Below are 23,169 nucleotides of genomic sequence, written 5' to 3'. Positions count from 1 at the left end.
ATTCAATGTACCACGCAATCGTTCGCCGCAATGTGCGCAAGCTGTTCGACGCCTTGGGGCGCAGCGATGTCGACTATGCGGTAGCCGGCATGGCAAGCCGCTTCGAGCATATCTTCCCCGGAGACCATACGCTCGGTGGAACGCGACATACGCCAGCCGCCATCCGCCTCTGGATAGAACGGTTGCTGCGCGTTCTTCCCGGGCTGAATTTTCACATCAAGCATCTGGCCATCAGCGGGCAGCCCTGGAACACGACCGTTGTCGTGGAATGGAGGGACTTCGCCACGCTCGCGAATGGCGAGGCCTATGTGAATGACGGAGCGCACGTCATTCAGCTCCGGTGGGGAAAAGTGGTCGTCCTCCATGCCTACCTCGACACGCAGGTCATGATCGACGCCATGAACATCATGCAGGCGGCAGGGTGCGCGGAAGCTGGAGCGCCGAAGATCGAGGACTGACGCTCGATGCTAGCGCGAACCGCGAACTCTGTTCTTGTGGCCGCTCGGACACAGCGCATGGACCGATCCGACCCCAGCTATCGGGGTACCGTAGGATCCACATCATGCTGGACCGCCAGGGCATCGTGATGAACCAGAAGAAGCTGAGACGGCTCTATCGCGAGGAGAAGTTGCAGGTGCGCCGGCGCGGCGGCCGCAAACGGGCACTGGGCACGCGCAGGCCCATGCTCGTGCCTGAGCGGGCCAACGCGCGCTGGAGCCTCGATTTTCTCTCCGACACGATCTCGGACGGTCGCCGCTTCAGGGTGCTCGCCATCGTCGACGACTATACGCGCGAGTGCCTGGCGCTCGTCCCCGACACTTCGCTTTCAGGCCTGCGCGTGGCCCGCGAACTGGATGGCGTCATTCGGCTGCGCGGCCGGCCGGAAACCATTGTCTCCGACAACAGCACCGAGTTCACCTCGATGGCGATCCTGCGCTGGTGCCAGGAGACCGGCGTCGCATGCCACTACATCGCCCCCGGCAAGCCGACGCAGAACGCCTTCGTCGAAAGCTTCAACGGACGCTTCCGGGACGAGTGCCTCAACGACACGTTGTTCTCGACGATCGCCGAGGCTCGCAGCGCCATCACCTCATGGAAGGAGGACTATAACCGACACCGACCCCACTCGGCCCTCGGCAACATCACGCCCGCCGAGTTCGCCCTCAAATCCGCACTGGAAAAACAGGCCGCCTGAGGCCAGAAATGAAAACCAGGACGCTCCCTCAGACCGGAAGAGAAAAGGGTCTCAGGTCCGGGTCTCAGGTCACATCGAGCGCGCCGGCTTCGCCTGCAGTCGGCGGCGCTCGCGGACCCTCCATGGTCTCGGGCTGCATCGGCCCTCGCGCCACGGACACCGCCCTTCCACCCGCCCGCGCGACGCCTCGCGAGAGCCCCTGGCCGGGTGGACGGGGAGGTTATGGCATGGGTTTCGGAGGGTGGGTATTCGCGGGGCGGCTTTGCCCGTGGGGATCGGCGCGTTTCCCCTTCTCCCCCCGGGGGAGAAGGGTAGCGCCACGCCCTGGACGCTCAGCCCCGTCTCACCAGCAGCACGGCAGCCAGAATGGCGACGCCGCCGAACGCCTGGGCCGGAGACGGCTGTTCGCCGAAGATCGCCCAGGCGGCAAGCACGCTGACCAGAGCCGGCCAGACCATCACCAGCGAGGCGGCGCTCGCGCCGTAAGAGCCGAGCGAGAGCGTGATCAGGCCCTGGCCGAGCGCATGCGAGACGACGCCGAGCGCGATCACCGCGAGCCAGCCCTGCAGGCTCCGCGGGACGATCGTCTCGGCCAGCGCCAGCGCGGCGGCGAGGCAGAACACGGCGCAGAGCGCGCTCGAGATCATGCTGATCCGGCCGGCGTCCGCGCTGGCGCGGGCGCGGCGGATGGCGAGGATGTAGACCGCGTAGGAGACCGCCGCCATCACCGCGAGCATGTCGCCGAAGGCGCCGCCCGGCAGGGCGGCGGATGAGGGCGCGCCCGCGAGCTTGGGCGCGACCAGCATCAGCGCGCCGCCCAGCGCCAGCGCCAGCGCACCGAGCACGCGCCGGCTCGGGCGCTCGCCGAGGACGAGCCAGCCGCCGAGCACGACCGCGACCGGCGAGAGATTGCCGAGCAGCGAGGCGTTGGCGATGGTCGTATGGCCGAGCGAGGCGTTGTAGAGCACGACGTCGATGGCGAAGGCGAGGCCGGCGAGCGCGATCGGCCAGGGCGCATTCGTCCGCACCGCGCCCGTGACGGGCCGACGCCGCTCGGCCGCCATCCACGCCGCCAGCAGCGGCAGCGCGAAGGCCATGCGCCAGAAGCCGGCCGCCGCCGGCCCGACATCGGCGAAGCGCACGAACACGCCGGAAAAGCCGATGCAGGTCGCGCCCGCGAGCAGCGCGAGGAACATGGCGAGCGCGGGCGCGGCAGGGCGGGGCATGGCGAGATCGGCGGTGGTCATGGCGGCCTTTCCGGGCATTGCACCCTCCGCCCTCATCCCGAGTAACCGCGAAGCGGCGTCTCGAAGGGTGATCCGGCACGCACTGAAACATCCTTCGAGACGCGGGCCGACGTCCGCTCCTCACGATGAGGACGGAGGCTCATCGACATTTCCTACGCCGCTACCATCCATCGGAAAAACGGATTATATCGATTCGACCATTCTGAAATCCGATGGATCGGCCATGCTCCATTTCGATCTCGCCGCGCTCGACATGCTGGTCGCGGTCGCCGAGACGGGCGGCTTCACGGCCGCCGGCGCCAGGCTCGGGCGCACGCAGTCGGCGATCTCGGCGCGCATCCAGGATCTGGAGAGCACGCTCGGGCACAGGCTGCTGGAGCGCTCGCGCCGGGGCGTGACGCCGACGGACGCCGGCGAGCGCCTGATCGCGCATGCGCGCAGGCTGCTGGCGATCGAGCGCGAGGCGCTGTCCGATCTCGCCGGCGACAGCGCCACGGGCCGGTTGCGCATCGGCATCCCGGACGATTACGTCGACGCCTATCTGAGGCCGCTCATCGCGCGCTTCGCCGCCGAGCACCCCAAGGTCGAGCTGGAGCTGCATTGCGACCTGTCGAAGCGGATCGAGCCCGGCATCGCGGCCGGCGCCTACGATCTCGCCCTGGTGACGCAGGACCCAGGCCGCCCGGTCGGCGAGATGCTGCGGCGCGAGCCGGTGGTCTGGGTGGCCGGTCGCGGCCACCGGCCTGAACTGCAGGAAACGCTGCCGCTGGGGCTGTTCTCGGACGGGTGCCGCTGCCGCCCGCGCATCCTCGCCGCGCTGAACGGGGCCGGCAAGGCGCATCGCATCGTGTTCTCCTCCTCGCATATGGCCGGGGTGCTCTCGGCGGTGGAGGCCGGCCTCTGCGTCAGCGCGATCACCGAGAGCGCCGTGCCCGCGGGCCTGCGCCGGCTCGGGGCGGGCGACGGCCTGCCGCCCTTGTTCGAGCTGGCGGTCGGGCTGATCGTCGGCCCGCGGCCGGGTCTGGCCGCGCGTCGCTTCGCCGCCGCCCTGCGCGCCGAGATGGCCGGGCTGCGGCGCGCGGCCTGAACCGTCCCGCGACGCGCCGCGGCAAGGCGATGTCGCATTCGGGCTTGTCGCGTCCCGGCCGATCGCGCATGAGGGCGGCTCGACCGGGACGAGTGGAGACGGGACGCATGGCCGGGCAGGCGCAGATCATCGACGGCAAGGCCGCGGCCGCGAGCCTGCGGGCCGGGATCGCCGGCGAGGTCGCCGCGATCAAGGCGCGGAGCGGCCTCGTGCCCGGCCTCGACGTGGTGCTGGTCGGCGACGATCCGGCGAGCCGGGTCTATGTCGCCTCGAAAGAGAAGCTCGCGGCCGAGGCCGGGATGAACTCGGCCGCGCACCGCCTGCCGGCCGGGACGAGCGAAGCCGAATTGCTGGCCAAGCTCGCCGAGCTCAACGCCAACGACGCCGTCGACGGCATCCTGGTCCAGCTGCCGCTGCCGAAGCATATCGACGCCGGCCGCATCATCGACGCGATCGATCCCGCCAAGGATGTCGACGGGCTCCACCCGGTGAATGCCGGCCGGCTCGCCGGCGGCAAGGCGAGCGGCGGGAATCTGCTCGCGCCCTGCACGCCGCTCGGCTGCATGCTGCTGCTGCGCCAGACGCTGCCGACGCTCGCCGGGCTGGAGGCGGTGGTGATCGGCCGCTCGGAGCTCGTCGGCCGGCCGGTGGCGCAGCTCCTGCTGCAGGCCGACTGCACGGTGACGATCGCGCATTCGCGCACGCGCGACCTCGCCGGCGTGGTCCGGCGCGCCGACATCGTCGTGGCGGCGGTGGGCCGGCCGCATTTCGTCAGGGGCGACTGGATCAAGCCCGGCGCGACCGTGATCGACGTCGGCATCAACCGGCTGCCGGACGGCAAGCTCGTCGGCGACGTCGATTTCGCCGAGGCGGTGACGGTGGCGGGCGCGATCACGCCGGTTCCCGGCGGCGTCGGCCCGATGACGATCGCCTGCCTGCTGAGGAACACGCTGACGGCGTTTCGGGCGCGGCGAGAGTAGTGCAAAAGACCTGGACGGCTTCGCTTTCGATCTGATCCCGCAGCCTGGGATGCAGGCTGTTGCGTGTCGTCAGGTGATTTCGACGCCCAGCTCTTCCGTCAGATAGCTCTGCATGCCGACAAGATCGAGCAGCGAGAATTTCCGGCCGGGCTCGATATCGATGAAGATGTCGCTGTCGTCTCTCGCCTCGTTGCGAGCCGTCGAGCCGTAGACGAAAGCAGCCCGTGCGCCACGATCGCGCAGGGCTTTCGCACGGCAGGACAGTTCGGCGGCGGCTTCGTCGCGGGTCATATACCCGATTTACACCAAACCGGACCGCGCGCGAAGGACGCCGCCGCCCGCCTCACATATGGATCTGCCGCTTCTCGACCGCCATCGCCGCTTCCTTGACGGCTTCCGAGAGCGTCGGATGGGCGTGGCAGGTGCGGGCGAGGTCTTCCGACGAGCCGCCGAACTCCATCAGGACGGTGACCTCGGCGATCAGGTCGCCGGCATGGGGGCCGATGATGTGGCAGCCGAGCACGCGGTCGGTGGCGGCGTCGGCGAGGACTTTCACGAAGCCGTCGGCGTGCCGGATGGCGCGGGCCCGGGCATTGGCCGTGAAGGGAAACTTCCCGACCTTGTAGTCGACGCCCAAGGCCTTCAGCTCTTCCTCGGTCTTGCCGATCGCGGCGACTTCCGGCGCGGTATAGATGATGCCGGGGATGGCGTCGTAGTTCACATGGCCCGCCCTGCCCGCGAGGATCTCGGCGACCGCGGCGCCTTCGTCCGCGGCCTTGTGCGCCAGCATCGGGCCGCGCACCACGTCGCCGATGGCGTAGATGCCCGGCACGTTGGTCGCGAAATGATCGTCGATGACGACGCGGCCCTTCTCGGTCGCGACGCCGGCCTTGTCGAGCCCGAGCCCCTCGGTGTTCGGACGCCGGCCGATCGCGACCAGCACGATGTCGGCGCTCAGCGTCCTGGCCTCGCCGCCGGCCGCGGGCTCGACCGTGACGGCCGCGCCGCCCTTCTTGCCCGTCTCGACCTTCGTCACCTTCGAGGCGAGGTGGAACTCGAAGCCCTGCTTGCCCAGGATGCGCTGGAACTGCCTGGCGATCTCGTCGTCCATGCCGGGCAGGATGCGGTCGAGATATTCGACGACGGTGACCTTGGCGCCGAGGCGGCCCCAGACCGAACCGATCTCGAGCCCGATCACGCCGGCGCCGACGACCAGCAGTTGCTTGGGAACGGCCGTCAGCTCGAGCGCGCCGGTCGAGGTCACCACGGTCTTCTCGTCGACCGCGACGCCGGGCAGCGCGGTCGATTCCGAGCCCGTTGCGATGACGATCGACTTGGTCTCCAGCTCCTGCGTCCTGCCGTCCTCGGCCGTGACGACGACCTTGCCGGCCGCCGGTATCGAGGCCGTGCCGTGGAAGGGATCGATCTTGTTCTTCTTCAGGAGGAAGGCGACGCCGTTGACGTTGGCGTCGACCGTCTCCTGCTTGTGGACCATCATCTGCTTGAGATCGAGTTTGGGCTTGCCCACGGAAATGCCGAGGCTCGGGAAGGTGTGGCCGGCCTCCTCGAACATCTCGGAGGCGTGCAGCAATGCCTTGGACGGGATGCAGCCGACATTCAGGCAGGTGCCGCCATGGCTCTTGCGCTTCTCGACCACGGCGACCCTGAGGCCGAGCTGGGCTGCGCGGATGGCGCAGACATAGCCGCCGGGGCCGGTTCCGATGACGACGAGATCGTAGGACATGCAGAGCTCCATTTGCGCGCGTCCGGCGCGCGGTCAGGTCAGATTCAATAGCGCCTCACGCCCCGGGGCATGCTGCGAAACTCAGCGGGCCACCCTGCGCCGCAATGCGCCAGGGCCTCACTTTACGCCGGCCCTTAGAACGCGATCCGAGCGCACCAGCATGTCGAAGAGGTCCGGCCTCGTTTTCGGGATGTCGAGATCGCCTTTTTCCACGGCGAGCCCGGACAATGCGCAGTAGGCAACGGCATTGCCGACATTGCTGAAACTCATCCGGATCGCCGTCGCGGTCACACCGCGCAGCCGCTCCTGATCAAAGGCGACGCGGTGGTGGGCCAGAACACGGTCGGCGACATCGCCGTGATAGAAGTTGCGCCGCGCCCACGAATTCCAGACCTCGTCATAGGTCGCCCTGTCGCCCGTCTGCCGCCCGCAGTCCTCGAAGAACATCCGCTGGTACAGGAAGATTCCGCGCACTTCGGTGGCCTGCTCGGCGGTCATGACGGTCTCGGCCGCGGACAGGGGCCAGGTCGTCATCGTGGCTGCGATCACGGCAGCCATCCGCGCGATGGAAGGGCGCGCTTTGAGCATCCTGGCCTCCCTTGTCGGCGTCAGTCCCGGCTGTCTTCTCGTCAGAGATCCAGCACCAGCCGCGCCGGATCCTCCAGCGCCTCCTTGATGCGGACGAGGAAGGTCACGGCCTCCTTGCCGTCGATGATGCGGTGGTCGTAGCTGACCGCGAGATACATCATCGGGCGCACCACGATCTGGCCGCCGACGACCATCGGCCGCTCCTGGATCTTGTGCATGCCGAGGATCGCCGATTGCGGCGCGTTCAGGATCGGCGTCGACATCAGCGAGCCGTAGACGCCGCCATTCGAGATGGTGAAGGTGCCGCCCTGCATGTCCTCGATCTTGAGGGCGCCGTCGCGCGCCTTCTTGCCCAGTTCGCCGATCTTCTTCTCGACGCCGGCGATCGAAAGCTGGTCGGCGTCGCGCACCACCGGCACGACGAGCCCCTTGTCGGTGCCGACGGCGACCGCGACATGGTAGTAGTTCTTATAGACGATATCGGTTCCGTCGATCTCGGCGTTGACCGAGGGGATCTCCTTCAGCGCCTGCACGCAGGCCTTCACGAAGAAGCCCATGAAGCCGAGCTTCACGCCGTGCTTCTTCTCGAAGACGTCCTTGTACTGGTTGCGCAGCGCCATCACCGCCGACATGTCGACCTCGTTGAAGGTCGTCAGCATCGCGGCGGTCGCCTGCGCCTCCTTGAGGCGGCGCGCGATGGTCTGGCGCAGCTTCGTCATCTTGACGCGTTCTTCGCGCGAGGCGTCGTCCGGGGCCGAGGGGGCGCGGAGCTGAGCCGGCGCAGGCGCTGGAGCCGGAGCGGCCTGGCCGCCGGTCGCGATCGCGGCCAGCATGTCGCCCTTGGTGACGCGGCCATCCTTGCCCGAGGCGCTGACGGTCGAGGGATCGACGCCGCTCTCGGCGGCGAGCCGGCCGACGGCCGGGCCTGAATCGCCGGCCTTGGTCGCGGGCTTGATCTCGCTGTCGCCGGCGACCTCGCCGGACTTCTTCTCGGCTTCCTCGACCGTGTCCGCGCCGGCCTTGCCGGCGGCCTGGGCGATGGCGGCGTCGCCCTTCTTCTCGTCGGCCTTGGGCGCATCCGACTTCGGGGCATCGGTCTTGGGCGCAGCGGCCTTGGGCGCGGCGGCCTTGCCGTCGGACTTGCCTTCTCCCGCCGAGATCGTGCCGAGCAGGGCGCTGACGCCGACCGTCTCGCCTTCCCTGGCGACGATCTCGCCGAGCACGCCGGCGGCCGGCGCGTTGACCTCCAGCGTGACCTTGTCGGTCTCGAGCTCGACCAGAGGCTCGTCGGCCCTCACGGCGTCGCCGGGCTTCTTGAACCATTTGCCGATGGTCGCCTCGGAGACGGATTCGCCGAGGGTGGGAACGCGGATTTCGGTCGCCATGTCAGGCCTCTTCCTGGTGTCTTCTTGTCTTGAGCGTGACGGTCAGGCCGCGAAGGCCTCGTCGAGGAACGCATTGAGCTGGGCGAGGTGCTTCGACATCAGGCCGGTCGCGGTCGCGGCCGAGGCCGGGCGGCCGACATAGCGCGGCCGCTTCGACTTCGAGCCGGCATGGCCCAGCACCCATTCGAGATAGGGCTCGACGAAGGTCCAGGCGCCCATGTTCTTGGGCTCCTCCTGGCACCAGACGACGTCGGCGCCCTTGAAGCGCGAGAGCTCCTGCGCCAGCGACTTCAGCGGGAAGGGATAGAGCTGCTCGACGCGCATCAGGTAGACATCGTCCAGCCCGCGCTTCTCGCGCTCCTCCAGCAGGTCGAAATAGACCTTTCCCGAGCACAGCACGACGCGGCGGATCTTGGAATCCTTGACCAGCCTGGTGGTCGAGTTGCCGCGCTCGGCGTCGTCGTGCAGGACGCGGTGGAAGCTCGAACCCTCGGCCAGCTCCTCCAGCGTCGAGACGCAGCGCTTGTGGCGCAGCAGCGACTTCGGCGTCATCAGGATCAGCGGCTTGCGGAAGTCGCGCTTGAGCTGCCGGCGCAGGATGTGGAAATAGCTCGCCGGCGTCGAGCAGTTGGCGACCTGCATGTTGTCCTCGGCGCACATCTGCAGGAAGCGCTCGAGCCGGGCCGAGGAGTGCTCGGGACCCTGGCCCTCATAGCCGTGCGGCAGCAGGCAGACGAGCCCCGACATGCGCAGCCATTTGCGCTCGCCCGACGAGATGAACTGGTCGAACAGCACCTGCGCGCCGTTGGCGAAGTCGCCGAACTGGGCCTCCCAGCAGGTCAGCGCGTTCGGCTCCGAGAGGGTGTAGCCGTATTCGAAGCCGAGCACGGCCTCTTCCGAGAGCATCGAGTTGATGACCTCGTAGCGCGACTGGCCCTCGCGGATATGGTTCAGCGAGGTGTGGCGGGCCTCGGTCTCCTGATCGATCAGCACAGAATGGCGCTGCGAGAAGGTGCCGCGCTCGCAATCCTGGCCGGAGAGCCGGACCGGGTGGCCGTCGAGCAGCAGCGAGCCGAAGGCGAGCGATTCGGCGGTCGCCCAGTCGATGCCCTGCCCGGCCTCGACCGCCTTGCGGCGGTTGTCGAGGAAGCGCTGGATCGTCTTGTGGACGTTGAAGCCGGCGGGAACCGCGGTGATCTTCTCGGTGATCTCCGTCAGCACCCCGGCCGGCACGCCGGTCGCGCCGCGGCGCGGATCGTCCTCGTCGGCGCGGATCGCCTTCATCCCGGCCCAGCGGCCGTCGAGCCAGTCGGCCTTGTTCGGCCGGAAGGCCTGGCCGGCCTCGAACTCGACCTCGAGTCTCGCCTTCCACGCGGCCTTCATCTCGTCGATCTCGCCAGGCTGGATCACGCCCTCGGCCTCGAGCTTGGCGGAGTAGAGCTCCAGCGTCGACTTGTGCGAGCGGATCTTGCGGTACATCAGCGGCTGGGTGAAGCCCGGCTCGTCGCCCTCGTTATGGCCGAAGCGGCGATAGCAGAACATGTCGACCACGACCGGCTTGTGGAACTTCTGCCGGAACTCGATCGCGATCTTGGCCGCGAACACCACGGCCTCGGGATCGTCGCCGTTCACATGGAAGACCGGGGCCTCGACCATCTTCGCCACGTCGGACGGATAGGGCGAGGAGCGCGAATAGCGCGGATAGGTGGTGAAGCCGATCTGGTTGTTGATGATGAAATGCACGGAGCCGCCGGTGCGGTGGCCCTTCAGCCCCGACAGGCCGAGGCACTCGGCGACCACGCCCTGTCCGGCGAAGGCGGCGTCGCCATGCAGCAGGAGCGGCAGCACCTTGGAGCGCTCGACGATGTCGCCGAACTGGTCCTGCTTGGCGCGGACCTTTCCGAGCACCACGGGATCGACGATCTCGAGATGGGAGGGGTTGGCGGTCAGCGAGACGTGGACGTTGTTGCCGTCGAACTCGCGGTCGGTCGCCGCGCCGAGATGGTACTTGACGTCGCCCGAGCCTTCGACGTCGTCGGGATGGAACGAGCCGCCCTTGAACTCGTGGAAGAGCGCGCGATGCGGCTTGCCGAGCACCTGCGTCAGCACGTTGAGGCGGCCGCGATGGGCCATCCCGAAGACGATGTCGCGCACGCCGAGCGCGCCGCCGCGCTTGATGATCTGCTCCAGCGCCGGGATCAGCGATTCGCCGCCATCGAGGCCGAAGCGCTTGGTGCCGGTGTATTTCAGGTCGATGAACTTCTCGAAGCCCTCGGCCTCGACGAGCTTGTTCAGGATCGCCTTCTTGCCCTCGCGGGTGAAGGCGATCTCCTTGTCCGGTCCCTCGATCCGCTCCTGCAGCCATGCCTTCTGCTCCGGATCGGAGATGTGCATGAACTCGATGCCGATGGTGTTGCAATAGGTCCGCTGCAGGATCGCGACCATCTCGCGGATCGTGGCGAACTCCATGCCGAGCACGTTGTCGATGAAGATCTTGCGGTCGAGATCGGCCTCGCCGAAGCCGAAGGCGGCCGGCGACAGCTCCTCGGAATTGTCGACCGTCTCGATGCCGAGCGGATCGAGCCTGGCGTGGAGATGGCCGCGCATCCGGTAGGCGCGGATCAGCATGATGGCGCGCACGGAGTCGCGCGTCGCCTGCTGCACGTCGGACGGGCTGATCGCGGAGCCCGTGGACTTCGCCCTGGCGCCGAGCTTGTCGGAGACGGCCTTCTCGACGACGCTCCAGTTGCCGTCGAGCGCGGAGACCAGTTCGCCGTTGGCGTGGACGGGCCAGTTCGGCCTGGTCCAGGACGCGCCCTTGGCGTTCTGGACGATCGACGCGCCGTCGTCCTTCAGCCCGGCGAAGAAGCCCTGCCACTGCTCGTCGACCGATTTCGGATCGGCCTGGTAGCGGGCGTGGAGATCCTCGATATAGGCCGCGTTGCCGCCATAGAGGAAACCCGTCCGGGCGAGAGCCTCGTTGATGTCCTGGCGAGCCATGGTCGTCCTGCCTTTTCCCTGCGTGCGGCGTCGGAAACGCTCAGCCCTTCAACACGTCCACCAAGGTCTTTCCAAGGCGCGCCGGCGAGGGCGAGACCCGGATGCCGGCCGCCTCCATCGCCGCGATCTTGTCTTCCGCGCCGCCCTTGCCGCCGGAGATGATCGCGCCCGCATGGCCCATGCGGCGGCCGGGAGGGGCGGTGCGGCCGGCGATGAAGCCGACCATCGGCTTCTTGCGGCCGCGCCTGGCCTCGTCCCTGATGAACTGCGCGGCGTCCTCCTCGGCCGAGCCGCCGATCTCGCCGATCATCACGATCGACTCGGTCTTCGGATCGGCCAGGAACATCTCCAGCATGTCGATGAACTCGGTGCCCTTGACCGGGTCGCCGCCGATGCCGACCGCCGTGGTCTGGCCGAGACCCTCGCGCGTGGTCTGGAACACCGCCTCATAGGTCAGCGTGCCCGAGCGCGAGACGATGCCGACGGAGCCCGGCTTGAAGATGTTGGCCGGCATGATGCCGATCTTGCTCTCGCCGGCCGTGACGACGCCGGGGCAGTTCGGCCCGATCAGGCGCGACTTCGAGCCGGAGAGCGAGCGCTTGACGCGGACCATGTCGAGCACCGGGATGCCTTCGGTGATGCAGATGATCAGCGGGATCTCGGCGTCGATCGCCTCGCAGATCGCATCGGCCGCGCCCGGCGGCGGAACGTAGACGACCGAGGCGTCGGCGCCGGTCTTCTCCCTCGCCTCGGCGACGGTGTCGAACACCGGCAGGCCGAGATGGAGTGAGCCGCCCTTGCCCGGCGAGGTGCCGCCGACCATGACCGTGCCATAGGCGATCGCCTGCTCGGAATGGAAGGTGCCGTTCTTGCCGGTGAAACCCTGGCAGATGACCCTGGTGTTCTTGTCGATCAGGATGGACATGCAATGATCTCTGTTGGCGCGGAGATTGGCTCAGGCGCGGTACAAATGCTTGCGTCGGAACGGGCCGTATCTCGGGCCGTGCTCCGCCTCGATCTCTGCTTCAAGAAATTCCTTCGCGGGATCAGCAATGTCGCGATTTGGATATCGCGCCATCTTTTCGAGTTCGGCAGCCCGCTCTGGCGAAAGATCGAGCACAAGCCTCACCTGAGCGGCTTTGTCGGCATTGCCTTGATCAGTCATGCTCACGCGGCCTTTTTCACCGCCGCGACGATCTTCTGCGCCGCGTCGTCGAGATCGTCCGCCGGGATCACGTTGAGCCCCGAGGACGAGATGATATCCTTGCCTTCCTGGACGTTGGTGCCCTCGAGGCGCACCACCAGCGGCACCTCGAGGCCGACCGTCTTCACCGCCGCGATGACGCCGCGCGCGATCACGTCGCACTTCATGATGCCGCCGAAGATGTTGACCAGGATGCCCTTCACCTTCGGGTCGGCGGTGATGATCTTGAAGGCCGCCGTGACCTTCTCCTCGGAAGCGCCGCCGCCGACATCGAGGAAGTTCGCCGGGCTCTCGCCATAGAGCTGGATGATGTCGAGCGTCGCCATGGCGAGGCCGGCGCCGTTGACCATGCAGCCGATCGTGCCGTCGAGCGCGATGTAGGCGAGGTCGTGCTTGGAGGCCTCGATCTCCTTGGCGTCCTCCTCGGTCTCGTCGCGCAGCGCCATCAGCTCGGGGTGGCGGTAGAGCGCGTTGGAATCGAACGAGACCTTGGCGTCGAGGCATTTGAGCTGCCCCTGCGTCGTCACGATCAGCGGGTTGATCTCCAGCATCGCCATGTCCTTGGCGACGAAGGCGGCGAAGATCTGGGCGAGCACCGTGCCGGCCTGCTTGGCCTGGTCGCCGGTCAGGCCGAGCGTGCGGGCGACCGTGCGGCCGTGATGGGGCATGATGCCGGTGGCGGGATCGACCGAGAAGGTGACGATCTTCTCCGGCGTGTCATGGGCCACCTTCTCGATGTCCATGCCGCCCTCGGTCGAGACGACGAAGGCGATGCGCGAGGTCTCGCGGTCGACCAGCGCCGAGAGGTAGAACTCCTTGGCGATGTCGGAGCCGTCCTCGACATAGAGCCGGTTGACCTGCTTGCCTGCCGGGCCGGTCTGGGCCGTCACCAGCGTGTTGCCGAGCATCTCCCTGGCGTGGGCCTCGACCTCCTCGATCGACCTGGCGAGGCGCACGCCGCCCTTGGCCTCGGCGGGCAGTTCCTCGAACTTACCCTTGCCGCGGCCGCCGGCGTGGATCTGGCTCTTCACCACATAAAGCGGGCCGGGCAGCTTGCGGGCGCCCTCGACCGCCTCCGCGACCGTCAGCGCCGGGAAGCCGGCCGAGACCGGCGCGCCGAACTCCTTGAGGACCGCCTTGCCTTGATATTCGTGGATGTTCATCGGGGTGGGTTCCTCGGGAAAAAGCGGGCAGTCGGCAATGGGCAGTCGGCAGCAGGGATGTGGACGGCGCGCCTCACGACTGCCGACCGCCCTTATGTCACGCCAATGACGGATCGACGGTCTTGCAGGCGTCGATCAGGGCCTGGACCGAGGCCACCGACTTGGCGAGCATCGCCTTCTCGTCGCCGTCGAGGCCGATCTCGACGATCTTCTCGACGCCGCCCTGGCCGATCACGACCGGCACGCCGACGAACATGTCCTTGACGCCGTATTGCCCGGTCAGCGCCGCGGCGCAGGGCAGGACGCGCTTCTGGTCCTTGAGATAGCTTTCGGCCATCGCGATGGCGGAGGCCGCCGGGGCATAGAAGGCCGAGCCGGTCTTGAGCAGGTTGACGATCTCGCCGCCGCCCTTGCGGGTGCGCTCGACGATGGCGTCGAGCTTGCCTTGAGTGGTCCAGCCCATGGCGACGAGGTCGGGCAGCGGGATGCCGGCGACGCCGGAATAGCGCACCAGCGGCACCATGTCGTCGCCATGGCCGCCGAGCACGAAGGCCGAGACGTCCTTGACCGAGACCTTGAACTCGTCGGCGAGGAAATGGCGGAAGCGGGCCGAATCCAGCACGCCGGCCATGCCGCAGATCATGTTGGGCTCGAGGCCGGAGAACTTCCGCAGGGCCCAGACCATGGCGTCGAGCGGGTTGGTGATGCAGATCACGAAGGCGCCCGGCGCATGCGCCTTGATGCCCTCGCCGACCGCCTTCATCACCTTGAGGTTGATGCCGATCAGGTCGTCGCGGCTCATGCCGGGCTTGCGCGGCACGCCGGCGGTGACGATGACCACGTCGGCCCCGGCGATGTCGGCATAGGACTGCGTGCCGGTATAGGCGGCGTCGAAGCCGTCCACCGGGGCGGATTCGGCGATGTCGAGGCCCTTGCCCTGCGGGATGCCCTCGGCGATGTCGAACAGGACGACGTCGCCCAGTTCCTTCAGGCCGGCGAGGTGAGCGAGCGTGCCGCCGATCTGGCCGGCGCCGATGAGGGCGATCTTCTTGCGGGCCATTGCCTAGTCCTTGTGCTTAGCGCTGTCCTTGGCGCTGCGAGAGGCCGGCGAACCGGCGAAACCGTGCGTGTCTTTGGCCCAAACCGGGGTTTTGCCGCAACCCTTTGGCGACAGGGGGCAATTTAGGCGGTCGATCCGCGAAGTCAAAAGCCGTCGCGCGGCGAGCAACATGATATCAATGGGTTAGGCCGGTCGAACCCCATGGATAACGGCGGATTGCGGCGAAAACACCCTATTACGATCTACAGATTGTGTAACTTGTCACCAAAATTTCAGACGATGCCCGTTTCCAGAACCCGCAGGGCGACGCGGATCAGCGTCGCCAGGCGGGCATCGACGGAGGCCTGCGGCACGTCGGCCTCCAGCGCCAGGGCGGCGGGATGGATGAAGCGGTGGGTCGCGTCGATGACGAAGGCGATCGCCCGGTCGCGGTCGCGCGGCTCGAAGGCGCCGGACGCGATGCCCTCGTCGATGACGCGCTCGAACAGCGCCCGGACGCGCGCCCGGTTGCGCCGGCTGATGGCGTGGCGCTTCGCCACCGCCTGCGACAACGCGGCGAAAAGATGCGGATCCTCGCTCAGCAGGTCGCGATTGCCCCTGGCCAGAGCCAGGATCAGCCGCTCCAGCTTGTCGCTGGCGGGGTCCGGCCCATCGGCGATGTCGGCGAGGCGGCGCTCGGTCGCCTTGAGCCAGACATCGACCACGGCGTCGACCAGCGCCGCGCGCGAGGGGAAGTAGCGGTAGACATTGGCATGCGTCATGCCGGCCTCTTGCGCGACCGCGACGACGGTGAAGCGCTTCAGGCCGAACTGGCGCAGATGCTCGCTGGCGACCGAGAGGATGCGGGTCTCGCTCGGTTCGCGCTGCGCCATGGCTCAGGTCTCGACCAGTCCGCTCGTGTCGCCGCTGGCGGCCGAGTCGGCGCGGCCATGCGGGAGCGCGAGATAGTCCTCGGAGCGCATCTCGATCAGCCGCGAGACGGTGCGGTCGAACTCGAAGCCCTCGCGGCCGTCGCCGTCCCGGTAGAGCCCATGCGGCTCGGCCGCCGCCGAGGCGACGAGCTTGACGTGGTGCTCGTGGAGCGCGTCGATCAGGATGATGAAGCGCTTGACCTCGTTGCGGCGGTCGCGGACCAGCGCCGGAATGTCGTCGAGCACCAGCGTATGGAAGCGCTGCGCCAGCGCGATGTAGTCGGACGCGCCATAGGCCTGGCTGCACAGATCCGCGAAGGAGGCGCGCGCCACGCCGGCCGCGGCCTGCGGCACGACGAAGTCGTGGCCCTTGACGTCGAGCACCAGGCGCTGGCCCCGCGCCGCGCCCGACAGGCGCCTGAAGGCGGCGTCGAGCGCCGTGGTCGCGGCCCCGTCGGCCGGGACGTGATAGACCGGCGCGCCGCCGAGCTTCTCCAGCCGGAAATCGGTGCGGGCGTCGAGCCGCACCACCTCGACCCTCTCGGTCAGCAGCGCGACGAAGGGCAGGAAGAGCGCGCGGTTGAGCCCGCCCTCATAGAGCCGCGACGGCTCGACATTCGAGGTCGCGACCACGACGACGCCGGCCGCGAAAAGCGCCGTGAACAGACGCCCCAGGATCATCGCGTCGGCGATGTCGGTGACGGTGAACTCGTCGAAGCAGAGCAGGCTCGCCTCGTCGGCGAGCCCCGCCGCGACGGGCGCGATCGGGTCGGGCTCCCTGACCTCGCCGGTTTTGAGACGCTGGCGATAGGCGTGGATGCGGCCATGCACATCGGCCAGGAACTCGTGGAAATGCACGCGCCTGCGCTTCTCGACCGGGCAGGCGTCGTAGAACAGGTCCATCAGCATGGTCTTGCCGCGGCCGACCGAGCCCCAGATGTAGAGCCCTTTCGGCGGCTCGCCGGTGCTTTTGCCCCGGCCGAGCAGCCAGCCGAGCGCGCTGCTCTTGCGGCCGATCCGGCGCGCGGCCAGCGCCTCCTCCAATGCGGCGAGCCGTCTGACCACCGCGACCTGCGCCGGGTCGCGCTCGATGGCGCCCGTCGCGACGAGCGCGGCATAACGGTCGGTGATCGAGGCGGACATGAAGGGAGGCTGCCGGCGGGTGGTGGGTTTGGTTACGTGAGCGCTGCCTGAGCCGCAAGCCCGGTGCCGTACGGTCCCATGAAAGCGTGGCGCGTTCCCTTCCCCCCTCTTGCGGCGGTGAAGGGTCAGGGATGGGGGGCCGAACGACCGGGCGAGCAAGCCTTAACTAAAGCTGCACCCGGTCGGACTGCCCCCCACCCTCCCCATCGCAAGCGGGGGGAAGGGGGCTGATAGCGCTGTGCCTTTGGCGAGCGCGAGGAAAGCGGCAGGTCTCTTGACCGAAAACCCCTCAGCCCTCGTCGGCGAGCGGGTGGAGGTCGCGCACCATGCTCTTCAGCCGCTCGTCGAGGACATGGGTGTAGATCTGGGTCGTCGCGATGTCGGCATGGCCGAGCAGTTCCTGCACGACGCGCAGATCGGCGCCGTTCTGCAGGAGGTGGCTGGCGAAGGCGTGGCGCAGCACATGTGGGCTCATCGCGGCGGCCGGCAGCCCGGCCGCGCCCGCGAGGGTCTTGAGGTCGCGGGCGAAGGCCTGGCGGGTCAGATGGCCGCTCTCGGCGTCGGAGGGGAAGAGCCAGCGCCCCTCGGCCTGGCCGGCCTCCTTCAGCGCGTCGAGCCAGGCCCGCGCCGCCGCGCGGGCGGGTTCGTTCAGCGGGACGAGCCGGTCCTTGCCGCCCTTGCCGCGCACGATCAGGAAGCGCTCGCGCGTGGTCGCGGCCGAGCGCGGCAGCGCGATCAGCTCGGAAACGCGCAGGCCCGTGGCATAGAGCATCTCGATCAGGCAGAGCATCCGCAGCGCGCGGAGCCGGCCGGCCGGCGTCGACCCTTCGGCCTCGCAGGCCTGGCGGGCGGTGTCGAGCAGGCGCCCGACCGCCGCGACCGACACCACCTTCGGCAGCGGCCGGCCCTGACGCGGGCCTTGCAGGGCGGCGGCGGGGTCGGCGCCCGACAGTCCTTCGGTATAGAGGAAGCGGTGGAACTGGCGCACGGCCGAGAGCCTGCGCGCGGCGGAGGACGCCTTGAGCCCGCGCGCGGCGATGTCGGCGAGCCAGCCGCGGATGTCGTCGGAGGTCGCGTCCGCCAAGCCGCGCGCGCCGAGGAAGACGATGTAGTCGGAGACGTCGCGCTCATAGGCGTCGAGCGTGTTGCGGGCCGCGCCGCGCTCGGCCGCGAGCATGTCGAGAAAGGCCTTGAGCCGCTGTTGCGACAGCCGGCTCATTTCGGCTGGAGCTTCGCCGGCGGCACGGTCTCGACGATCTCGCGCGGCTCCGGCTGGACGAAGGCGACGAGCGCGACCATGCCGCCGAAGACGAGCCCGCCCAATATGGCGAGGATGGCGACGAATCTGAACAGCGTCGGCACGCCGGGCGACCTTTGCGGATACGTTCCGATTCGGGCCGGAACGCTTCGGTTATTCCCGATCGGCCCTCCCGGACGCAAGGGCAGCCGGGCCACGATGGACGGCAAACGCTTGAACAGTTTCAAGGCGCGGCGCTCTCAGCCCCCTCCCCCCCGCTCGCGGCGGGGAGGGTTGGGGGGGCGGCTCGGCCGGGTGCAACGCCGATATGCTTGGCTCGCCCAGTCGTTCGGCCCCCCATCCCTGGCCCTTCCCCACCGCAAGCGGGGGGAAGGGGACAGGGCGGCGCTTCAGGCCATTGCATGGAAAGCCGGGGCATGACGCCGCGCGATTTGTCATGCTAAAGCGGCTGCCGAGGATACGCCGAAGTGACGATTTTGGACACCGCCGAGCCGATCGACCGCGACGCCCTGCGCCATGCGCTGGGTTCGCGCGCGATCGTGCTCGTCGGAATGATGGGCTCGGGCAAGAGCTCGGTCGGCCGCAGGCTGGGGCTGAGGCTCGGCCTGCCCTTCGTCGACGCCGACGTCGAGATCGAGACGGCGGCGAACATGACGATCCCCGAGATCTTCGCGCAGCGCGGCGAGAGCGAGTTCCGCGAGGGCGAGCGCCGCGTCATCGGCCGCATCCTGACGACGCGGGCGCCGCTCGTGCTGGCGACGGGCGGCGGCGCTTTCATGAACTCCGAGACGCGCGAGAAGATCGGCCGGCTCGGCATCTCGATCTGGCTCAAGGCCGATCCGGAGGTGCTGATGCGGCGCGTGCGCAAGCGCGCCAACCGACCGCTGCTGCAGACCGCCGATCCCGACGCCACGATGCGGCGCATGCTGGCCGAGCGCGAGCCGGTCTATGCGCTGGCCGACCTGACCCTGACCTCGCGCGACGCGCCGCACGACGTCGTCGTCGAGGATGCGATCGCGGCGCTCGACGCGATGATGCGCCGCGTCGAGGCCCGCGCGGAGGCGTCATGAGCGTGCCGCCAAACGGGAATCCCGGCGCGCGGATCGGCGTGTCCGTCGCGCTGCAGGGCCGCGCCTACGACATCCATATCGGCCGGCATCTGCTCTGCGAGGCGGCCGGGCTGATCGGCGATCTCGCGCCGGGCGCCAAGCTCGCACTGGTCACCGACGAGACGGTCGCGGCGCTGCATGCGCCGGCGCTGGAGGCGAGCCTGCATCAGGCCGGGATCGCGTCGACCCGCATCGTGATCCCGCCCGGCGAGGCCTCGAAATCCTATGGCCAGTTGGCGGCGCTCTGCGACGAGCTTCTGGCGGCGAAGATCGAGCGCAACGACATCGTCGTGGCGCTGGGCGGCGGCGTCGTCGGCGACCTGACCGGATTTGCCGCGGCGGTGCTGCGGCGCGGCGTCCGCTTCGTCCAGATTCCGACCAGCCTGCTGGCGCAGGTCGATTCGTCCGTCGGCGGCAAGACCGGCATCAACTCGGCCCATGGCAAGAACCTGATCGGCGCCTTCCATCAGCCGGCTCTCGTGATCGCCGATACGGCGCTGCTCGACACGCTGAGCCAGCGCGAGTTCAAGGCCGGCTATGCCGAGGTGGTGAAATACGGGCTGATCGACGATCCGGCGTTCTTCGACTGGTGCGAGGCGAACTGGAGCCGGATCATCGCGGGCGGCCCCGAGCGCGACCACGCCGTCGCCGTCGCCTGCCGTGCCAAGGCCGCCATCGTGGCGCGCGACGAGCGCGAGGACGGCGACCGCGCCCTGCTCAATCTCGGCCACACTTTCGCGCACGCGCTGGAGCGGTTGACGGGTTACGATTCGAGGCGGCTGGTGCATGGCGAGGCGGTGGCGATCGGGCTCGCGCTCGCCTTCCGCTTCTCGCAGCGGCTCGGCCTGTGTCCCGGACAGGATGCGGTCCGCGTCGCGCGCCATCTCGATGCGGTCGGCCTGCCGAGCACGCTGCGGCAGGCGCCGGGCGGGACGGGCAGCGCCGACGAGATCGTCGCCGCCATGGCGCAGGACAAGAAGGTCAGGCGCGGCGTGCTGACCTTCATCCTGGCGCGCGGCATCGGCAAGAGCTTCATCGCTCCGGGCGTCGCGGCCGAGGAGGTCAGGGCCTTCGTCGCGGAGGAGCTGGCCGCGGCCTAGGCTCCGCCGCGCGCGGCGTCCATGAAGCGGCGGCACAGGTCGGCGTCCCAGCGCAGCACGTCGCCGGCTTTCGCGTCCTCGCGCATCAGCGCGGTCGAGACGATGACGCCGTCGGCGGCCGTCAGCGCCTCGCCGACATTGCCCGCCGTGACGCTGCCGCCGAGCAGGATCGGGCGCTTGATGCCGCTCTTGCGGGCCCGGGCGATCCGGGCAAGCGAATCGGCCCAGTCGCTCCCGGTCAGGATCAGGCCGTCCGCGCCGGTCTTCTGGGCCCATTCGGCCGCGAATTCCGGCGTCTCGCCCGACATCGGCACGGCGGTCCGGTCATGCACGTCGGCGAGGATGGCGATGTCGTCGCGGCCGAGCCCGGCGCGGAAGGCCACGGCCTGCGCGCCCATGCCGGTGCGCGGGCCCTGGGCCGTCATCGCCTGCCCGACGAAGACCTTGAGCCTGACGAAATCCGCGCCCGCCGCATGGGCGACCGAAAGCGAGGCGACCGGGTCGTGCGCCTCGACGATGACGCCGAGCCCGATCCCGGGCACCTCGCGGCGCAGGAAGCGGCCGAGCGCCGCCGTCATGGCGAGCGAGAGCGGGGCCATCGCGCCGGCCTCGCGGGTCTGGTCCTGCAGTTTGACGTAAGGCACGCCGGCCTGGGCGAAGACCCTGGCATTGGTCGCGACATAGTCTTCCAGCCAGGCCATGCCCTTGTCGCGCAGCTTGCCGAAATCCGGCAGATGCAGCGCGGCGATGACGAGCGGGCGGGCGGCGAAGACGCGAAACGTGGACATGGCGGGCGTTCGGTTCCGGGGGCGGTTTCAGGGAACGTTGCCGGCGAACGGCCGGCCGATGGCGGCGGCATGCGCCGCGACGCGCTCGCGGCAGGCGGCGCGGTCGATCGGCAGCGCGCCGTCGACGCCGAAGCGGCTGACGATCAGCGAGGCCGAGACCGCGCCGAAACAGGCGGCCCGGACCGGATCGCCGGTTTCGACGAGGCCGGCGAGGAAGCCGCCGCAGAAGCTGTCGCCCGCGCCGGTCGGATCGATCGCATGGGCCGGGAGCACGGGGACGGAGACGGCGCGCCCGGCGGCCTTGTCGAAGACCAGCGCGCCCCTGGCCCCGAGCTTGACGGCGGCCGTGCCGCGGCAGCGGGCGGCGAGCAGAGCCAGCGCCGGTTCGAGCGCGACGCCGGGCAGGATGGCGCGCAGCTCGACCTCGCTCGGCAGGAAGGCGTCGACCTGGGCGAGCAAAGGTTCGAGTTCGGGCAGCGAGAGCTCGGCGAGCTGCCAGCCGGCGTCGAGCGTCACCACCATGCCGCGCGCGTTGAACAGCGGCAGCATGGCGTCGAGAACAACGGCGCGGCTCGGCGCGAGATGGACGCCGCGCGCGTCGAGATGGCTTTCGGGCACTTGACCCACGACCATCGGATGGGTGTCGCGGAACTGCGAATAGCTCGGCTCGTTCGCGATATCGCGCCGGCGCAGCATCTCCTGCCAGCGCGCGACCTCGGCCGGACTCAGCCGGTCGATCGGGAAGCCGGCCTCGGCCAATGCGCCGGGCGGGCTCGACAGGCGCTCATGCCGGTTGCCGTCTTCGTCGTAGATGAACCAGTTGCCGCTTTCGAGGACGGCGTCGTGCATCACGACGCCGTCGAGCGCGATGCCGTTGCGGCGCAGCGTTTCCAGCGCCGGTTTCGGATAGGTCGAGACGGCGACGCTGACGAGGCCGACGGTTTCCGCCCAGCAAAGCGCGCCCACCGCGGAATAGGCGCCGTTGCCGCCGACGCGCGCCAGCGCGACGGCGCCGTCGGAGGAGATCACGTTGTCGACGGTGAGTCCGCCGACCGTGACGAACTCCGGCGTCACGCCGCCAGACCGCCCAACTGCGGAGCGCCCAGCCCGAGCGCGTCGCGGGCCTTGGTGACGTGGTAGGAGAAGAGGTGCAGCGGCACGCTGTAGAGCATCGGCGCGAGCTCGACCCGGACCTTCGGCAGATGCCAGACATGAGCGGCGTAATCATCGAAGGCGCTCTCGCCCTCGGGCGCGAGCACGATGGTGTGGCCGCCGACGCCCTTGCCGACGATGACCGTCTCCAGCGCGCGCTGGTGGCTGGCGGCGTCCGGCGCGATCACGAACATCGGGTCGCCGGCCTTCTGGGTGCGGTAGTGGTGATATTCCTCCAGCGGGAAGGCGATGGCGTGGATCGGGGCCAACTCCTTCAGCTTGGCCGCGCCGAAAGCGGCCGGCGCGAAATGCGGGCCGGCGCCGGCGAGCAGCACCATGTCGGCGCGCGCCAGCTCTCGGCCCAGCGTAACGGCGCGGTCGGTGAAGTCGCGCGAGACCGCGTCCATCAGCGCCGGCATCGCGGCGAGATCGGCGGCGAGGCCGGCTGCCTCGCCCTCGCCCCGGCCGCGCGCCCTGGCGATCTCCAGCGCGAGCGCGATCTTCAGCGCCATGGCGGCGGTGCTGGACTGGGTCGGCCAGCCGCCGCGCGTCGCCTGGATCAGCAGCGTGTCGGGAAATTCGCGCGTCATGGCGGAGTTGGCCGAATTCGAGAGCGCGACCGCGTAGCCGCCCTTGGCGGCCGCGCCGCGCAGACCGGCCATCACGGGAGCGGTGTTGCCGCTGGAGCTCAGACCGACGACCAGCGTCGCCTCGTCCACGGTCGCGAGGCCATAATGCTCGAAATCGAAGGCCTCGTAGGGCTCGCAGACGATGCCGAGCGCGCGTTCCATGGCGAGGCGCACGCCATGGCCGGAAATCCAGGAATCGCCGCAACCGATCATCACGACGCGACGCAGCGGGCGGTCGGCGAGGTCTTTTGCGATCCGCGCGATGCCATCGGCCGCCGTCTCCAGCGTGCGCGAGATCGCCTGGCCCTGCGCCATCATCTCCCGATTGGTCAGCTCGACCCGGCGGAAGCGCTCGGGGTCGCCCGGCGCGTCGGACGAGGATTCGCGCTTCAGGGCTTTGAATTGCTGGCTGTGGTCGACCATTGT

22 protein-coding genes and 1 pseudogene are annotated in these 23,169 nt (G+C 69.0%); 6 read left to right on the top strand and 17 right to left on the bottom strand.

Going from position 1 to position 23,169, the window contains the following annotated elements; all coding sequences use genetic code 11:
- Positions 1-5: 5 nt before the first annotated feature.
- Together AC1RRW_RS15240 and AC1RRW_RS15235 are read left to right on the top strand one after the other, a co-directional pair.
- Positions 6-458 (top strand): nuclear transport factor 2 family protein, encoded by a 453-nt coding sequence (locus AC1RRW_RS15240; RefSeq protein ID WP_492901621.1) that lies wholly within the window; start codon positions 6-8, stop codon positions 456-458.
- 83 nt (positions 459-541) lie between these two features.
- Positions 542-1,195: pseudogene (locus AC1RRW_RS15235) on the top strand (IS3 family transposase); the annotation flags it as partial.
- A gap of 332 nt (positions 1,196-1,527) precedes the next feature.
- Here the strand turns inward: AC1RRW_RS15235 and AC1RRW_RS15230 are convergent.
- Positions 1,528-2,442 carry a DMT family transporter gene (locus tag AC1RRW_RS15230; protein WP_492901620.1) on the bottom strand — a complete coding sequence of 305 codons (915 nt, stop codon included), beginning with the start codon at positions 2,440-2,442 and terminating at the stop codon, positions 1,528-1,530.
- Between the two features lie 223 nt (positions 2,443-2,665).
- Here AC1RRW_RS15230 and AC1RRW_RS15225 point away from each other — a divergent pair, with 223 nt between their 5' ends.
- Both AC1RRW_RS15225 and folD read left to right on the top strand, forming a co-directional pair.
- Positions 2,666-3,529, top strand: a complete 864-nt coding sequence (locus AC1RRW_RS15225; RefSeq protein ID WP_492901619.1) for a LysR family transcriptional regulator — start codon at positions 2,666-2,668, stop codon at positions 3,527-3,529.
- Between the two features lie 107 nt (positions 3,530-3,636).
- Positions 3,637-4,509 (top strand): bifunctional methylenetetrahydrofolate dehydrogenase/methenyltetrahydrofolate cyclohydrolase FolD, encoded by an 873-nt coding sequence (gene folD, locus AC1RRW_RS15220; protein ID WP_492901618.1) that lies wholly within the window; start codon positions 3,637-3,639, stop codon positions 4,507-4,509.
- A gap of 69 nt (positions 4,510-4,578) precedes the next feature.
- On the opposite strand, the gene AC1RRW_RS15215 is transcribed toward folD, so the two are convergent.
- The 13 genes from AC1RRW_RS15215 to AC1RRW_RS15155 form a co-directional block, all read right to left on the bottom strand.
- Positions 4,579-4,800, bottom strand: coding sequence for a nucleotidyltransferase family protein (locus AC1RRW_RS15215; protein ID WP_492901617.1), 222 nt, complete (start codon positions 4,798-4,800; stop codon positions 4,579-4,581).
- 52 nt (positions 4,801-4,852) lie between these two features.
- Complete coding sequence (gene lpdA, locus AC1RRW_RS15210) at positions 4,853-6,253, bottom strand: dihydrolipoyl dehydrogenase (RefSeq protein WP_492901616.1); 1,401 nt, start codon at positions 6,251-6,253, stop codon at positions 4,853-4,855.
- 117 nt (positions 6,254-6,370) lie between these two features.
- Complete coding sequence (locus tag AC1RRW_RS15205; RefSeq protein ID WP_492901615.1) at positions 6,371-6,841, bottom strand: hypothetical protein; 471 nt, start codon at positions 6,839-6,841, stop codon at positions 6,371-6,373.
- Between the two features lie 41 nt (positions 6,842-6,882).
- Positions 6,883-8,226, bottom strand: coding sequence for a 2-oxoglutarate dehydrogenase complex dihydrolipoyllysine-residue succinyltransferase (gene odhB, locus AC1RRW_RS15200; RefSeq protein ID WP_492901614.1), 1,344 nt, complete (start codon positions 8,224-8,226; stop codon positions 6,883-6,885).
- Between the two features lie 42 nt (positions 8,227-8,268).
- Positions 8,269-11,226, bottom strand: coding sequence for a 2-oxoglutarate dehydrogenase E1 component (locus AC1RRW_RS15195; RefSeq protein ID WP_492901613.1), 2,958 nt, complete (start codon positions 11,224-11,226; stop codon positions 8,269-8,271).
- 40 nt (positions 11,227-11,266) lie between these two features.
- Entirely contained in the window at positions 11,267-12,151 is an 885-nt protein-coding gene (gene sucD / locus AC1RRW_RS15190; protein ID WP_492901612.1) for a succinate--CoA ligase subunit alpha, read from the bottom strand.
- A gap of 30 nt (positions 12,152-12,181) precedes the next feature.
- Positions 12,182-12,391, bottom strand: a complete 210-nt coding sequence (locus AC1RRW_RS15185; RefSeq protein ID WP_492901611.1) for a hypothetical protein — start codon at positions 12,389-12,391, stop codon at positions 12,182-12,184.
- Between the two features lie 2 nt (positions 12,392-12,393).
- On the bottom strand, positions 12,394-13,593 hold the full coding sequence (gene sucC, locus AC1RRW_RS15180; RefSeq protein WP_492901610.1) for an ADP-forming succinate--CoA ligase subunit beta: 1,200 nt from the start codon (positions 13,591-13,593) through the stop codon (positions 12,394-12,396).
- Positions 13,594-13,690: 97 nt separating this feature from the next.
- Positions 13,691-14,653: a malate dehydrogenase gene (mdh, locus tag AC1RRW_RS15175; RefSeq protein WP_492901609.1), complete on the bottom strand. Its 963-nt coding sequence runs from the start codon at positions 14,651-14,653 to the stop codon at positions 13,691-13,693.
- Between the two features lie 272 nt (positions 14,654-14,925).
- Positions 14,926-15,525: a TetR/AcrR family transcriptional regulator gene (locus tag AC1RRW_RS15170; RefSeq protein ID WP_492901608.1), complete on the bottom strand. Its 600-nt coding sequence runs from the start codon at positions 15,523-15,525 to the stop codon at positions 14,926-14,928.
- A 3-nt stretch (positions 15,526-15,528) separates the two neighbouring features.
- Positions 15,529-16,707 carry a cell division protein ZapE gene (gene zapE, locus AC1RRW_RS15165; protein WP_492901607.1) on the bottom strand — a complete coding sequence of 393 codons (1,179 nt, stop codon included), beginning with the start codon at positions 16,705-16,707 and terminating at the stop codon, positions 15,529-15,531.
- Between the two features lie 289 nt (positions 16,708-16,996).
- Positions 16,997-17,926: a site-specific tyrosine recombinase XerD gene (locus AC1RRW_RS15160; RefSeq protein WP_492901606.1), complete on the bottom strand. Its 930-nt coding sequence runs from the start codon at positions 17,924-17,926 to the stop codon at positions 16,997-16,999.
- Positions 17,923-18,069 carry a histidine kinase gene (locus AC1RRW_RS15155; RefSeq protein WP_492901605.1) on the bottom strand — a complete coding sequence of 49 codons (147 nt, stop codon included), beginning with the start codon at positions 18,067-18,069 and terminating at the stop codon, positions 17,923-17,925. The genes AC1RRW_RS15160 and AC1RRW_RS15155 overlap by 4 nt, the downstream gene beginning before the upstream one ends.
- A gap of 369 nt (positions 18,070-18,438) precedes the next feature.
- Between AC1RRW_RS15155 and AC1RRW_RS15150 the strand changes: the two genes are divergently transcribed.
- Both AC1RRW_RS15150 and aroB read left to right on the top strand, forming a co-directional pair.
- Positions 18,439-19,035 carry a shikimate kinase gene (locus AC1RRW_RS15150; protein WP_492901758.1) on the top strand — a complete coding sequence of 199 codons (597 nt, stop codon included), beginning with the start codon at positions 18,439-18,441 and terminating at the stop codon, positions 19,033-19,035.
- Complete coding sequence (gene aroB, locus AC1RRW_RS15145; protein ID WP_492901604.1) at positions 19,032-20,174, top strand: 3-dehydroquinate synthase; 1,143 nt, start codon at positions 19,032-19,034, stop codon at positions 20,172-20,174. Before AC1RRW_RS15150 ends, aroB begins: the two co-directional genes overlap by 4 nt.
- On the opposite strand, the gene AC1RRW_RS15140 is transcribed toward aroB, so the two are convergent.
- Genes AC1RRW_RS15140 through AC1RRW_RS15130 form a run of 3 tightly spaced genes read right to left on the bottom strand, consistent with a single transcriptional unit; the run spans position 20,171 to position 23,166 of the window.
- A complete protein-coding gene (locus tag AC1RRW_RS15140) occupies positions 20,171-20,962 on the bottom strand; it encodes a BtpA/SgcQ family protein (RefSeq protein ID WP_492901603.1) in 792 nt (263 codons plus the stop codon). The two genes, aroB and AC1RRW_RS15140, sit on opposite strands and share 4 nt — an antisense overlap.
- 27 nt (positions 20,963-20,989) lie before the next feature.
- A complete protein-coding gene (locus AC1RRW_RS15135; protein WP_492901602.1) occupies positions 20,990-22,036 on the bottom strand; it encodes a carbohydrate kinase family protein in 1,047 nt (348 codons plus the stop codon).
- Positions 22,033-23,166, bottom strand: a complete 1,134-nt coding sequence (locus AC1RRW_RS15130; RefSeq protein ID WP_492901601.1) for an SIS domain-containing protein — start codon at positions 23,164-23,166, stop codon at positions 22,033-22,035. The genes AC1RRW_RS15135 and AC1RRW_RS15130 overlap by 4 nt, the downstream gene beginning before the upstream one ends.
- Positions 23,167-23,169: the final 3 nt, after the last annotated feature.

The organism is Allobosea sp. GW821-FHT12C12, assembly GCF_058807355.1.
This window is presented reverse-complemented; position numbering and strand designations above follow the sequence as displayed.

Coding starts and splice junctions, on each gene's coding strand:
- AC1RRW_RS15130 (WP_492901601.1), bottom strand. CDS start 23,166: ATGGTCGACCACAGCCAGCAATTCAAAGCCCTGAAGCGCGAATCCTCG.
- AC1RRW_RS15205 (WP_492901615.1), bottom strand. CDS start 6,841: ATGCTCAAAGCGCGCCCTTCCATCGCGCGGATGGCTGCCGTGATCGCA.
- aroB (WP_492901604.1), top strand. CDS start 19,032: ATGAGCGTGCCGCCAAACGGGAATCCCGGCGCGCGGATCGGCGTGTCC.
- AC1RRW_RS15215 (WP_492901617.1), bottom strand. CDS start 4,800: ATGACCCGCGACGAAGCCGCCGCCGAACTGTCCTGCCGTGCGAAAGCC.
- AC1RRW_RS15230 (WP_492901620.1), bottom strand. CDS start 2,442: ATGACCACCGCCGATCTCGCCATGCCCCGCCCTGCCGCGCCCGCGCTC.
- AC1RRW_RS15140 (WP_492901603.1), bottom strand. CDS start 20,962: ATGTCCACGTTTCGCGTCTTCGCCGCCCGCCCGCTCGTCATCGCCGCG.
- zapE (WP_492901607.1), bottom strand. CDS start 16,707: ATGTCCGCCTCGATCACCGACCGTTATGCCGCGCTCGTCGCGACGGGC.
- odhB (WP_492901614.1), bottom strand. CDS start 8,226: ATGGCGACCGAAATCCGCGTTCCCACCCTCGGCGAATCCGTCTCCGAG.
- AC1RRW_RS15160 (WP_492901606.1), bottom strand. CDS start 17,926: ATGAGCCGGCTGTCGCAACAGCGGCTCAAGGCCTTTCTCGACATGCTC.
- AC1RRW_RS15195 (WP_492901613.1), bottom strand. CDS start 11,226: ATGGCTCGCCAGGACATCAACGAGGCTCTCGCCCGGACGGGTTTCCTC.
- lpdA (WP_492901616.1), bottom strand. CDS start 6,253: ATGTCCTACGATCTCGTCGTCATCGGAACCGGCCCCGGCGGCTATGTC.
- AC1RRW_RS15225 (WP_492901619.1), top strand. CDS start 2,666: ATGCTCCATTTCGATCTCGCCGCGCTCGACATGCTGGTCGCGGTCGCC.
- sucD (WP_492901612.1), bottom strand. CDS start 12,151: ATGTCCATCCTGATCGACAAGAACACCAGGGTCATCTGCCAGGGTTTC.
- mdh (WP_492901609.1), bottom strand. CDS start 14,653: ATGGCCCGCAAGAAGATCGCCCTCATCGGCGCCGGCCAGATCGGCGGC.
- folD (WP_492901618.1), top strand. CDS start 3,637: ATGGCCGGGCAGGCGCAGATCATCGACGGCAAGGCCGCGGCCGCGAGC.
- AC1RRW_RS15240 (WP_492901621.1), top strand. CDS start 6: ATGTACCACGCAATCGTTCGCCGCAATGTGCGCAAGCTGTTCGACGCC.
- AC1RRW_RS15170 (WP_492901608.1), bottom strand. CDS start 15,525: ATGGCGCAGCGCGAACCGAGCGAGACCCGCATCCTCTCGGTCGCCAGC.
- AC1RRW_RS15185 (WP_492901611.1), bottom strand. CDS start 12,391: ATGACTGATCAAGGCAATGCCGACAAAGCCGCTCAGGTGAGGCTTGTG.
- sucC (WP_492901610.1), bottom strand. CDS start 13,593: ATGAACATCCACGAATATCAAGGCAAGGCGGTCCTCAAGGAGTTCGGC.